This window comes from Listeria grayi DSM 20601 (assembly GCF_000148995.1).
Lineage (GTDB): Bacteria > Bacillota > Bacilli > Lactobacillales > Listeriaceae > Listeria > Listeria grayi.
In genome coordinates this window covers 717,366-730,184 of record NZ_GL538353.1, presented here as the reverse complement: position 1 = coordinate 730,184, position 12,819 = coordinate 717,366, and the positions used below count along the sequence as shown (strand labels likewise).

At 44.4% G+C, this 12,819-nt stretch carries 12 protein-coding genes; 3 read left to right on the top strand and 9 right to left on the bottom strand.

The window, feature by feature from the left end; genetic code table 11:
- Window positions 1–9: 9 nt before the first annotated feature.
- Entirely contained in the window at window positions 10–1,755 is a 1,746-nt protein-coding gene (locus HMPREF0556_RS11070; protein ID WP_139028109.1) for a sigma-54-dependent transcriptional regulator, read from the bottom strand.
- A 185-nt stretch (window positions 1,756–1,940) separates the two neighbouring features.
- Here HMPREF0556_RS11070 and pdxA point away from each other — a divergent pair, with 185 nt between their 5' ends.
- The 3 genes from pdxA to HMPREF0556_RS11055 are packed head-to-tail and all read left to right on the top strand — an operon-like array spanning window position 1,941 to window position 5,184.
- Complete coding sequence (gene pdxA / locus HMPREF0556_RS11065; RefSeq protein ID WP_003758622.1) at window positions 1,941–2,978, top strand: 4-hydroxythreonine-4-phosphate dehydrogenase PdxA; 1,038 nt, start codon at window positions 1,941–1,943, stop codon at window positions 2,976–2,978.
- Between the two features lie 22 nt (window positions 2,979–3,000).
- Window positions 3,001–3,960 (top strand): 2-keto-3-deoxygluconate permease, encoded by a 960-nt coding sequence (locus HMPREF0556_RS11060; protein WP_003758620.1) that lies wholly within the window; start codon window positions 3,001–3,003, stop codon window positions 3,958–3,960.
- A gap of 6 nt (window positions 3,961–3,966) precedes the next feature.
- A complete protein-coding gene (locus HMPREF0556_RS11055) occupies window positions 3,967–5,184 on the top strand; it encodes a four-carbon acid sugar kinase family protein (protein ID WP_003758618.1) in 1,218 nt (405 codons plus the stop codon).
- A 46-nt stretch (window positions 5,185–5,230) separates the two neighbouring features.
- Here HMPREF0556_RS11055 and HMPREF0556_RS11050 read toward each other — a convergent pair whose 3' ends face one another.
- Genes HMPREF0556_RS11050 through fmt form a run of 8 tightly spaced genes read right to left on the bottom strand, consistent with a single transcriptional unit; the run spans window position 5,231 to window position 12,808 of the window.
- A complete protein-coding gene (locus tag HMPREF0556_RS11050; RefSeq protein ID WP_003758617.1) occupies window positions 5,231–5,572 on the bottom strand; it encodes a hypothetical protein in 342 nt (113 codons plus the stop codon).
- Window position 5,573: 1 nt separating this feature from the next.
- On the bottom strand, window positions 5,574–6,227 hold the full coding sequence (locus tag HMPREF0556_RS11045) for a thiamine diphosphokinase (RefSeq protein ID WP_003758615.1): 654 nt from the start codon (window positions 6,225–6,227) through the stop codon (window positions 5,574–5,576).
- A 21-nt stretch (window positions 6,228–6,248) separates the two neighbouring features.
- Window positions 6,249–6,905: a ribulose-phosphate 3-epimerase gene (rpe, locus tag HMPREF0556_RS11040; RefSeq protein WP_003758613.1), complete on the bottom strand. Its 657-nt coding sequence runs from the start codon at window positions 6,903–6,905 to the stop codon at window positions 6,249–6,251.
- 3 nt (window positions 6,906–6,908) lie between these two features.
- Window positions 6,909–7,781, bottom strand: a complete 873-nt coding sequence (gene rsgA, locus HMPREF0556_RS11035; protein ID WP_036106940.1) for a ribosome small subunit-dependent GTPase A — start codon at window positions 7,779–7,781, stop codon at window positions 6,909–6,911.
- 13 nt (window positions 7,782–7,794) lie between these two features.
- Window positions 7,795–9,759 (bottom strand): Stk1 family PASTA domain-containing Ser/Thr kinase, encoded by a 1,965-nt coding sequence (gene pknB, locus HMPREF0556_RS11030; protein WP_003758610.1) that lies wholly within the window; start codon window positions 9,757–9,759, stop codon window positions 7,795–7,797.
- Window positions 9,756–10,511 carry a Stp1/IreP family PP2C-type Ser/Thr phosphatase gene (locus HMPREF0556_RS11025; RefSeq protein ID WP_003758608.1) on the bottom strand — a complete coding sequence of 252 codons (756 nt, stop codon included), beginning with the start codon at window positions 10,509–10,511 and terminating at the stop codon, window positions 9,756–9,758. Before HMPREF0556_RS11025 ends, pknB begins: the two co-directional genes overlap by 4 nt.
- Before the next feature lie 14 nt (window positions 10,512–10,525).
- On the bottom strand, window positions 10,526–11,863 hold the full coding sequence (gene rsmB / locus HMPREF0556_RS11020; RefSeq protein WP_003758606.1) for a 16S rRNA (cytosine(967)-C(5))-methyltransferase RsmB: 1,338 nt from the start codon (window positions 11,861–11,863) through the stop codon (window positions 10,526–10,528).
- The gene (gene fmt / locus HMPREF0556_RS11015) at window positions 11,864–12,808 is read right to left on the bottom strand and encodes a methionyl-tRNA formyltransferase (protein ID WP_003758604.1); all 945 of its coding nucleotides are present in this window, start codon (window positions 12,806–12,808) and stop codon (window positions 11,864–11,866) included.
- Window positions 12,809–12,819 lie beyond the last annotated feature (11 nt).

The following is a 12,819-nucleotide window of genomic DNA, read 5'->3' as shown; positions in this document are numbered from 1 at the left end:
TTTGTTTTGTCAGCGAATATAGCGCCATAACGTGGTTCGGCTGATCCCCAGCTCTTCTGCCAGTTTCGTCTTATTCATGCCTGTCTCCTTTAATCTTGTCTGGATCAAATGGCTTACGATCTCATCGAGCGGCTCTCCTTTTTGATAGCCCACCCATTTTTGTTTCTCCCCACTTTCAGTTGTCAGGTCCATTTTAATAACTTGTTGCAGTTGCGCCTGTTTGATATAGGAACTTTCCGCGAGATAAAAACTCTCTTTGATGACGCGCTTAAATTCCCCATAATTACCAGGCCAGTGATACAGTTCTAATTCCCGTAGTGTCATTTTGTCAAAACCGACGACTTGCCGTTCATACTGCCGATTGAGCTTGTTGATGTAGATCGTTGCTAAGTTGGGGATATATTCCCGCCGTTTCCGAAGTGGCGCCAACTCAATATGTAGCAACGATAAGCTTTCTTCAAAAATGCCTTCGACCTGCTTTCTGGACAGCTGCTTTTCTTCTTTTGTATAGAAAGACAAGATGATTTTATTGCGTAAAATGAGTGCGGTATCGCGGATCGCCGAAAAGAGTTGGTTTAATTGATACAGCGATAGTGCGCCGATATTTTTCCAATGTATGACTTTATTATTTTCATAGAAAAAGGATGTTGTATTTTCCAGCCATTGGCGCAGCTCTTTATCCGTTACTTTCGCGCAGTCGATCTCATACCAAGTGTCGTTTGGATACAGGCTTTGCCGGTGCACTAATTCTGCTACATAATCGATCCCTGTTCCTCTTTCACCAGTAATGAAGACAATGTCGTCGCGCACACTATAGGAAGCGATCATATTAAAAAACGGCTCCGTTTCTGTGATTCGATAAAACAAATCAAAGGAAGAAAAAGAAGCATGTTCGGTCTCTCGTTCGGCAACCGCCCCGTAAATACTTAAAAAGGGTTTCTGCGTAATAATAAGCAAACATTCTGACTCGGAAAGTGGTTGTTTTTCCACGATATAAATTTCTTCTGCGTCCTGGATCACCTGTGTTTTCATTGTTTCAAAATGAATCTTTCGCTGCAGTTTTTGAACCGCGGCATGGTGAATATCTGAGAAAGTTACTTTCCCTGTATGATAGTGATAGAGCAACAAAGAGTATTTTTTATGCTGCAGCAGTGCTTGATAATAAGCGATCATTTGCTTTTTTTGCTGTAGTTGCTGACCGAGCAGACGTGCAAACATCAAGCCACGCTCAATACTTTCGCTACTTGAAACGACTTGTACGTAATTGAGTCCGACTTCTTTCGCTGCTCTAGTGGTGATCATATCGCCTAAGACCGTATCAAATCCTTCACTTTTAAGTACTTGTAGTAGCCCGCGAACTTCATTTTGCTGATGGATCGTAAAAATCGCGATGTCGTCTTGCAGAATTTCAGCGACTACTCCGGCACTCGTCGTGATACTTTGAAATCCGACTAGTGCACGTTTCCCCATATACTCCCGGCTGGACTGCAACATTTGCATAATATCATATTGGGAAACGCCGACATCGATGACCGGTAGCGTCATATGTTCCTTCAACAAGGTTGCCGTCCCGCCTCGCGAAATGATGATATCAAATTCGTGCTGCTCGATTTCCCGAACGGCAATGTCGAGCCCTGCCTCTAAATCCCCGACAAAGCATGTCAGCTGAATATCCGGTTGCTGTCTGGCTGTTGTTTCCAATAATTTTTTCAATCCTAAATAAGGTGCAATACCGAGAACTTTGATGGCTTTCATGGATTTATCCTTTCCGTTCAAATTTGAAACATTTTTACGAAAATCTGTACTTTTATTTTTAATTTTACTATTAACTTCCAAACGTTTCAAATTTAAACGCTTTTCTTTTTGTAAAGCGCTATCATTACCTAGCTAAAATCTTTATCATCAGTTTTGTAATCGATAACAAAAAGGAGAGAATACAAATGAAAAAACCAATTATTGCGATCACCATGGGAGATCCTGCCAGCATCGGACCGGAAATCTCGATCCGCACTTTATTAAATCCCACTTTATACGATACGACAAAACCACTCATTATCGGTGATCTAAATGTACTGGAAAAAGTGCAACAACTTTTAAAAATCGAACAAGTCACTTTTCATCGAATCACCTCTGTTCAAGATGCCTTATTCCAACCTGGAACAATCGATGTTTTTGATATGGAACTCGTCGATATCGACAAACTTACTTTTGGAGAAGTTTCTGAAATGGCTGGAGAGGCTGCTTTTCAATACGTTGTAAAAGCAATTGAACTGGCAAATGAGAACGCTGTAGATGCGACGGTGACAAATGCGATCAATAAAGAATCAATTAATTTAGCGGGACATCATTTTGCCGGCCATACCGAAATCTATGCGCATTATACAAATTCTGCCAAATACACGATGATGCTCGCACACGATAATATGCGGGTGGTCCATGTTTCCACGCATGTTTCCTTGCGTCAAGCTTGTGATCTGGTAAAAAAAGAACGGGTTCTTGATGTTATCCGCATCGCAAATGATGCGTGTAAACAACTAGGCATCGAAAAGCCAACTGTCGCAGTCGCTGGCTTAAATCCGCACAGCAGTGAAAACGGGCTGTTCGGAACAGAAGAAGCTGCCGAGATCATTCCAGCGATCGAGGCTGCCGAAGCGGAAGGTATATCTGTCGCTGGGCCTGTTCCTCCCGATACATTGTTCCCGAAAGCGATGGGCGGCTGGTACGATATTGTGGTCGCTATGTATCATGACCAAGGTCATATCCCGCTGAAATTAGTCGGTTTCCAATATGATCAGGAAGCGCAAAAATGGAATAATGTTTCCGGCGTCAATATCACACTTGGGCTACCGATCATTCGTACTTCTGTCGACCACGGTACTGCGTTCGATCAAGTAAACAAAGGCACCGCCAACCCGATCAGTTTGGAAAACGCGATCGACTACGCAGCTACATTAGCCAATCATAGACTCGCACAATAACAGAGAAGAAGGAGAAGATAACATGCAAATTTTAAAAACGATTCAAAAAGTCCCAGGTGGGCTGATGGTAGTTCCTTTGTTAGCCGGTGCTGCGGTCAACACTTTTATCCCCTCTGCACTTGATATCGGCGGATTCACCTCCGCCCTTTTCAAAACCGGAACCACTACGATGCTTGCCTTTTTCTGCCTATGCAATGGCGCGCAGATCAGCATCAAACAAGCTGGCCAGCCTCTACTTAAAGGTGGCGCGCTGACGTTATTCCGGCTTATCCTCGGAATCGTACTTGGCTGGCTGATCGGAACATTGTTTGGCGAAGCAGGTATTTGGGGTATCACCCCGCTGGCTTTGATTGCAGCGATGACAAATGCGAACGGCGGTCTGTATGCCGCACTTGCCGGGGAATACGGTGATTCCAGCGATGTCGGTGCGATTTCGATCACGACATTGATGGATGGTCCTTTCTTTGCGATGGTAGCACTTGGTCTTACCGGAACAGCCAAAGTCCCGGTGGAATTATTTATCGCTTGTCTTGTTCCGATTGTAATCGGTTTCATTTTAGGGAACTTAGACAAAGATATGCAAACTTTTTTGGAAAAGGGAACCGTGCTTCCGATTCCATTCTTCGCTTTTTCATTAGGCGCAGGGCTTAATTTTGCGCAAATCATCAAAGCCGGTCTCCCAGGTATCGTACTTGGCTTAGCGGTAACCGTCATTGCTGGTTTCGGTGGCTATTTTATCATGAAATATTTGATTCGATCAAAAACACCAGCAGTCGGTGGTGCGATTGGAACAGTGGCCGGCAATGCCGTGGCTACTCCAGCCGCCATTGCCGCTGTGGATCCAAACTTTTCAGCCATTGCTGCTGGATCAACGGTGCAAGTTGCTGCTTCGGTCATCATCACCGCGGTGCTTTGTCCGATATTAGTCAGCTTTTTGGTGAAACGGGAAAACAAAAAACAACTTTTGAGTAGTAAGGAATGAGCCGTTATGAAACGATTTTTGATTATTGCCGATGATTTTACCGGTGCGAATGATACTGGCGTACAATTAAGCAAACGGGGGATCTCGACAAAAGTATTTTTAAAGACGCTGACAAACCAGACGGCAGATTCTTATGTCATTGATACTGAATCACGCAATATGCCCAGCGAAACAGCTTACTCACATCTTGAAAAAATCATTGCTCCGATCGATTTTGAGCCATTTGATTTTGTCATCAAAAAAGTAGATTCGACATTGCGGGGAAATATTTTGGAAGAGCTGCAGGCAGTAGATGCCGCCTATCAAAGTGAATTGATCTTGTTTATGCCCGCATTGCCAGACCTTGGCCGAACAACTGTCGAGCAGATTCATTATATCAATGGCCAGCGTCTACTCGACACGGAGATCGCAAACGATCCTGTCAAACCTGTAACCACAGATAATATCCAAACGTTGCTGCAAAATGCATTTCCAGATGAAACGGTACACGCCCTTTCCCTTGATGCTATTTCTGCTGATGCAGAAGTCTTTCAAAACGGGCGTCTCTGGGCTGTGGATGCCCAAACGAATCATGATATGCAGACGATCATCCAATTGGCCCTGCAAACGCAGAAAAAAATCTTGTGGGTCGGTTCGGCGGGAATCGCGGACAACCTCATGGCACTTGAGATGCCGACCGCTCCTGCTTTGGCGCTAGTTGGCAGTGTGAGCGAAGTTACCAAGAAACAGATCCAATATGCGGAAAAACATAATATCGCTGTCATCCAAGTACCGATCCATGAGATCCTGCTTCATAAAAACCGTAGTCAATATGCAGCCAAAATCGCTCAGTCGCTAGCAGCAGGCAAAGATACGATCGTCCTTTCTTCTGCGAGTTATCACCGTTCTGAACTGGGAAAAACGATGGAGACCTGTGCTAAGTTGGGGATCAAACCGGAAGATGTCAATTTTACAGTGCAGAGTATTTTAGGCGATATTACTAGACGCGGCATGCAGGATCAGCAGATCGCCGGTATTTTTCTGACAGGCGGTGATACCGCGATCGGGTTCCTCGATCAGCTGGCATGTAGTACCGTGGAGATCTTAGAAGAAGTGTTGATCGGAATCCCGCTCATGCGCGTTTGTGGGACTGAAAATGATGGTCTAAAAATCATCACAAAAGCCGGTGCATTCGGGAATGAAGATGCCATTTATTTTGCCATGAAAAAGTTGAAATCCTTATAAAAAAAACGTTGAAAGTAGGTCTTGAGCCAACTTTCAACGTTTTTTTCTATTCTTTTATCACTTCATTTTCCAGATACACCCGTCTCGTTAAAATACTTGTAATGATGAAAACAGCGCCGACAAAGAGATAAATAAAAATCATCGAGCCTACACCTGCGATCATTAGTATGTTGCTTGCCCGTTGATAATATCCTTTAAATAAATAGACCGTGCCGACAATCAAGAATAAGTAAACCACGAAACCAATAATTAAAAGTGTTACATGAACGGCATTTAGTTTGCCCTCTTCTTTTAATTTTAATATGTTCATTACTGTGAAGATTTGGATCAGCAAGCCAAAAACCAGACCAGCCGATGCCGCTATTTTTGCCCATAAAGCAATTTTCATCTTAAACTCCCTCGTCTCTACTTTGACTCATTAAGATCAGCCCGCTTTGAAAGGAAAACTCGCCTTCCGTACCTAGAAATTCATTACTGGATAAAGCGACTCCAAATGGAAACGCGGCGTCAGTCAATGGATATTTAAAGCCTTTCAGTGTCAGCCCGTCTACATTCCCCATTGTTGTAAAGGCGACATATTGCATATCTTGGATTTTAGTAATGGTATGAGTGCCAGGTGCATACATTTTCAAAAAATTATAACGATCGATCAACTCTACCTTTTCGATTGCTTCGCGAAACTGCGGTTTTGTCAACATCATCAGGTTAGCAAGCAAGTGATCGATTCGACCGCCGCTTGTTCCGAAAATTCGGATCACATCCGCGCCTTGATCGATCGCCCATGTTAAACCTAGCTCCGTGTCTGTCTGGTCTTTTTCGGCTGGAAACTGTTCGATAGTTGCTACCTTCGCACGTACCATTTCGAGTTCAGCGGCAGTCAATGAATCGAAATCCCCTAACGCATGATCAGGTACGATGTCGTTTTCCAGCAACCATTTTGCGCCGCCGTCTACACCAAGCCAGATGATCGTTGGTTGATTGTATGCCTCTAGATCCGGTATTTCTCGCTGTGGTCCGCCGACCATGATATGAATAACCTTCATTTTCTCACCTGCCCTGACCTTTTAGTCCCCGACCACATTTCGCAGTGTCTCGATCGGAATGCTGCGATCTTTGCTTCCATATACATAACTTCCGGCAACAAAAATATCTGCGCCAGCTTCCTTACATAATCTAGCGGTCTTTTCATTGACGCCACCGTCTACTTCGATTTTGATATCCAGACCTTTTTCAGTGATCAGTTGCTTGAACGCTTTGATTTTTTCTAAGACTTCTGGAATGAATACTTGGCCGCCAAAACCTGGATTGACTGTCATAAACAGTACCATATCAAGCTCATGAAGGACATGCTGAAGGGTATCGATCGGTGTTGCTGGATTCAATACTGCAGCTGCTTTGACGTCATAAGAACGAATCAGCTGCAGGGAGCGGTGGAGATGCCTAGTCGCTTCCACATGTACGGAAATGAAGTCGGCACCTGCTTTGGCAAAAGCCGGGATATATGCATCCGGATCCTCGATCATCAAATGGACATCCAGCGGTAGTTTTGTAATCGGCCGGATCGCTTCCACCATAAGTGGTCCAAATGTGATATTCGGTACAAAATGTCCGTCCATTACATCGACGTGCAAGTAATCTGCTCCAAGTTCTTCTACTTCCTTAATATCTTTTGCTAGATTCGCAAAGTCTGCGCTTAAAATAGATGGTGCGATTTTCCCCATTTTTTAATACCTCGGCTTTCTATTTTTGATTTCTGCTAGGATCTGAAGATAGTGTTGATAGCGAAATCCTGCGATCTCGCCAGCTTCTACAGCTGTTTTCACGGCACATTTCGGCTCGGAATCATGCAAGCAACCGCGGAATTTACAGCTGCTGCCTGCTGCTTCGATCTCAGGAAAATAAATCTCGACTTCCTCTGGTTCCATTTCTTGCCACTCGATGGAGCTGAATCCCGGTGTATCCGCCACAAAACCATCGCCGATCGGTAAAAATTCTACATGTCTGGTCGTATGCTTGCCTCGTCCCAGACTTCCGGATATCTCCGCCGTTTTAAGACTGAGATCCGGATTCAGCCGGTTTAGGAAAGTGGATTTGCCGACACCGGATTGCCCCGCGATGACTGCCGTTTTTTTGCTGACAAGTTTTGTCAACTCACTTAAACTATCTGGCTCATCCAACAACAGGAATGGATACCCGATAGTTTGGTATATTGCCTGATACTGCCGAACCTCTTTTTGCACATCATTATCTGCCAGATCCAGTTTACTTACGCAAATGATTGGCTGGATCGTCTCTTTTTCGATCGCGACTAAAAAGCGGTCCAATAGATTTGTCGAAAAAGCTGGTTCCACCGCGGAAAACACCAAAATCGCGATATCTACATTGGCGATCGGTGGTCTGACGAGCGCGTTTTTGCGCGGCTCTATGTCCAGTACATAGCCATCTGTCAGATTTTCCGCTTGGAATTCAACCTCATCCCCGACGAGCGGTGTGATCTTGCGTTTACGAAAGTTCCCGCGGGCGCGGCATTGATAGGTGACGCCGTCCGCATAGACATAGTAAAAACCGCTTAATGCTTTAATAATTTGTCCCTTCAGTTGAAGCCCTCCTTTACTCTGGATAATCTACTGTTCCTTCATCGACCGTTTCCTTTTCCCGTACGATCCGATATTTTGCTTTCGAACCTTCTTCGATATCAAAATTGATGGTTACCGAAGTATCTTTTGTGATGTCTAGCTCACGGAATACGGAGGAATACGTGTGATTCTTATCCTCAATGAAAATTTGGACATGCTCTTGTTTTGGTTGATCGTCATCTGCTTCGTCATCGCTGTTATCTTCCTCTTTGTATGGGATCGTAAAGTCCTTGCTCACAGTCTTCACTTGTTTTTCCTTCTCGCCTTTGGAGATCACGACGGAAATGTTATCGCCTTTGGCCATAGATGTTCCGGCAGAAGGTTTTTGTGAAATGACTTGTCCTTCTAGAACAGAGTCCGAGTATTCTTCTGAACTGGAGATTTCCAGCTGATTGGTTTTGGCATAGTCTTCCGCCGCTTTTTTCGTAAAGCCGGATAAGTTGGCAAGCAAGACAGGTTCAGGCCCTTTGCTGACAACGAAAGATATATCTGTATCTTTTGCCACGACATCTTGGTTTGCCAGTGGATTTTGCGAAATGATCATTCCTTTGTCTTGTTCATCGCTGTATGCTTCCTGGCTGGAAACCGAGCGGAAACCCTGTTCATCCAATGTCTTTTTCACCGTATCGTAAGACTTGCCTGTATAATCTTCTAGTGTGATCTTTTTCGAGCCGACACTGATATATAAATTGATCCGGGAACCTTTTTCTACTTTCTTACCCGCTTTTGGATCGGTACTGATAATCTTGCCTTCCTCGATCTTATCACTGTTTTTCTCTATTGTTTTATTGACGTTGAAGCCTTGTGCTTCCAGATTGGAGATCGCGCTGGACTCCGTTTGATTGCTGACATTCGGAACTTCCACTGTCGTAGGTTGTTTGCCTAGATACCAAAGCACACCGATCAGAGCGGCAAATAGGAGAATCAAGATAAAGGTGATCCAGAAAACTTTTTTCCGGTTCTTCTTCTTTTTCGGCTTTTTCGGTGGTGTTTTAGCAGCTTCCGGTTCCGAAACCTTTGTATCCTCGATATTTTGCATGATGTTTGCAGGGATGATCGGGATCGTTTTTGTCACTTCGTTATCTTCTTTGAAGACAAACGGTGCTTCGTTCTTTCGCTCTGGGTCAAGTGCCGTCCGCAAATCTTTTTCCATTTCTTCAATGCTTTGGTAGCGAAGGAACGGATCTTTTGCAGTGGAGCGTAAAATAATATTATCAATACTTTGCGGAATGTCGGGATTTTGTTCTTTCACAGAAGGAACGGTAGTCTGCAAATGTTTGATGGCAATCGATACGGCCGATTCTCCGTCAAAAGGAACTTTTCCCATGATCATTTCATAAAGTACGATACCAAGTGCATAGATATCTGATTTCTGCGTAGCCATTCCACCTCTGGCTTGTTCTGGTGACAAATAATGGACAGAACCTAGCAATGAATTGGTTTGAGTGATCGATGTTTCCGATAATGCCATTGCGATTCCGAAATCCGTGATTTTAACGTTGCCTTGTTTATCGATCAGGATATTCTGTGGTTTCAGATCACGGTGAATGATTTGATGTTGATGCGCCACTTTTACTGCGGAAAGAATCTGCAGCATGATGTCGACGGTTTTTTCATACGGGATCGGATAATGTTCGTGTATGTATTGCTTGAGGTCCATTCCTTCCACATATTCCATGACGATATAATGCAGGTCATTTTCTTCCCCGACATCATATACGCCTACGATATTCGGATGAACTAAACTGGTAGCAGATTGAGCTTCTCGCTGAAAACGTCGAATCAAGTTGCTTTCATCCGCAAGGTCGATACGCAGGATCTTCACTGCTACATCTCTATCTAAGATAATGTCATGTGCTAAATAAACATTTGCCATGCCACCACCGCCAATAGACTCTAGGATCTTATAGCGATTACTGATCCGTTTACCAATCATCATATAGATTCACCCCTTCCCGTCAACTTTCGCTTCGCCAGCAAAACCGTGATATTGTCTTCGCCGCCTTTGTCGTTTGCTTTCGCAATAAAGATATTCGCTTTTTCAGCAAGTGTCCGTCCACTTGCTAGGATTGCTTCGATCTCTTGTTCGGATAACATATTCGTAAGTCCGTCTGAACACAGCAGCAAGATGTCGCTCGTCTGAATCGGAAATACAAAGGTATCAGTCACAACATCCTTTTCCACGCCCAGAGCACGTAATAAAATATTTTTGCGCGGATGGTTGAAAGCATCTTCTGCCGTTATTTCTCCTTTGCGCATCAATTCATGAACAAGTGAATGATCTTCTGTCAATTGAGTCAACTTATTATTTTGGAACAAATAGCCCCTGCTGTCACCAATATTGGCAACTACGAGCTGAGAATCGATCACGATCGCAGCAACGAGTGTCGTTCCCATTCCTTTTAAATCTATTTCTCTTTGCGCACGTTCCAAGATCGTTTGGTTAGCTAGCTCGATATGCGTTTTGAGCCATTGTTCGATCTCTTGCACCGTAAACAGCGAATCTGTCTGCTGCCAAGCTTCACTCAATGTGTGGACCGCCATTTCGCTGGCGATATCACCGGCCTGGTGACCGCCCATACCATCTGCAACGATGACGATCGAGATCCCATTTTTATTTTGAAAAACGCCACCGTTATCTTCATTATGTTGTCTGATCCTACCTCGATCTGTACGAAACTCTACTTGCATCTGTTTCACCTCTTTTAGATTCTGCTATTTTTCCGAATACTCGAAACGAAGAAACCATCGCTCCCGATCGCAGTCGGAAGCAGCTCTAAGTAATCTTCTGTCAATAGCTCCGCAACTGCTTTCGGCACTTGTACACGCTCTAGCTGAAATTCGGGATGATTGGCTAAAAAGGTTTTTAAAACAGTCGCATTTTCTTCTTTATCGATTGTACAAGTACTATATACTAATATACCATTTTCTTTTAATAACTGGCTAACTTCTTCTAAAATTTCTAGCTGGATCGCAGCAAGCCTTTGAATATCATTTTCTGTCTTGCTGTATTTGATATCCGGTTTACGACGCAGTACGCCAAAGCCGGAACAAGGCGCATCCACTAAGATCCGATCAAACATTTCCGGTTCAAAGACTTCGCTTGCCTTTCTCGCGTCATAAGCTTTGGTCCGAATATTCATCAAACCAAGCCGGTCAGCTGCCTGCTCGATCAGTTTGGTTTTTTTCTCATGGATATCCAGTGCATAGACGATCCCAGTACCGTTCATTTTTTCAGCGATGTGGGTGGTTTTCCCCCCAGGAGCGGCACAAGCATCGAGAACGGTCATTTGTTCTTCTAATTGGAGCGCGTATGCTGGTAGCATCGAACTTTCATCTTGGATGCTGATGATCCCCTTTTGATAAAGTCTTGTCTGTGCGACCGTTCCTTTTTCGACAATCAACGCTTCATCGAGATAGGGACTAGGGGTCGTTTCAATGTCGATTTGGCCTAATTCCTTCGCAGTCTGTTCGCGTGGCTGTTCCAAGCGGTTGACGCGGATCGTTTGATGCGGTGGCACTAGAAATGCCAGACCGATTTCCCGAAGCTGAGTCAAGCCAAATTGTTTTTCCCATCGTCTTGCCAGCCAAAGCGGCAGACTTGTCTCGATCGCTACTTGTTCCACTGGATCGGCAATATCAGTGATCGCTGGGATGCCCTGGCGGATCAAATTACGAAGCACGCCGTTGACAAATTTCGTTACTCCTTGGTGACTACGTTGTTTGGCGATCTCGCCTGCTTCATGCAGAATCGCGTGTTCGGGGACTTTGTCTAGATAGACAAGTTGGTAGACAGACATCCGCAAAAGTTCCAGCACCCAATCTTCTGGCTGTTTTTTTAAGAAAGTTTGCAAATAGTAATCCAATGTCAAGCGACGCTGTAATGTCCCATAAACTAGTTCTGTCAATAGATTACGATCCAGTGCTTCTAGTTTTGTTTTTTTAAGTGCGTCATTGATAAGTAAATGACTGAAAGATTGATTTTTTTCGATTTTGAGTAAGATTTCAAGTGCTGCTTCTCGGACACTTTGTGTTTTTTTCATTTATTCACCAAACCTTGCTTCATTTTTCAAACTCGCCAGCGCACCCGCTAGATAAGATTGGATCGTCATTTTCGGCTTACCGGCCGGTTGGATCACTGTTGGGAAAATCACTGTACCGTCTCCGGCTGATATCCCCAGCTGATCTTTTTGAGCAATGACGATCGTACCTGCTTCTGCTTCCACATGCTGATTATCATCGATCGTCGCTTCCCAGATCTTGAATGTCTTTCCAGCCAGCAGCGTGTAAGCGACAGGCCAAGGGGATAGACCGCGGATCTGGTTGAAGATCGTTCTTCCCGATTTCGACCAATCGATTTTTTCTTGTTCCCGGCTGATATTGCGGGCAAAGGTGACCTGTGATTCGTCTTGCGGGATTGCTTTCGTGCGTCCTGCCAAGAAATCTGGCAATGTTTCCATCAGCAAGTCGGCTCCTAATTGGCTTAATTTATCAAATAGAATGCCCGTATTATCGGCGTCTGTGATCGGAATAGCACGGCTGGCGATCATGTCTCCCGCATCCAGCGCTTCTTCCATATACATGATCGTTACACCTGTTTCTTTTTCACCATTCATTACCGCGTAATGCACTGGTGCCCCGCCGCGGTATTTTGGTAGCAGCGATGCATGGACATTGATAGCACCATGTTTTGGAGCATCTAACAATGCTTTTGGCAAGATCTGACCGTAAGCAGCGGTCACCAATAGATCCGCTTCTAGATCGATCAGTGTTTGGAGTTCCTCAGATGTACGCAATTTCTCAGGTTGATAAACGGGAATGCCATATTCTTCTGCTGCAACTTTTACCGGCGGCGGTGTCAAAACCCGCTTTCTACCAACAGGGCGATCCGGCTGGGTCACAACAGCGATACAGTCATATCGCTCGGCTAATCTTTTTAGGACAGGAACAGAAAATTCAGGAGTTCCCATAAAAATAATTTTTGTCATTCGTTCGCACG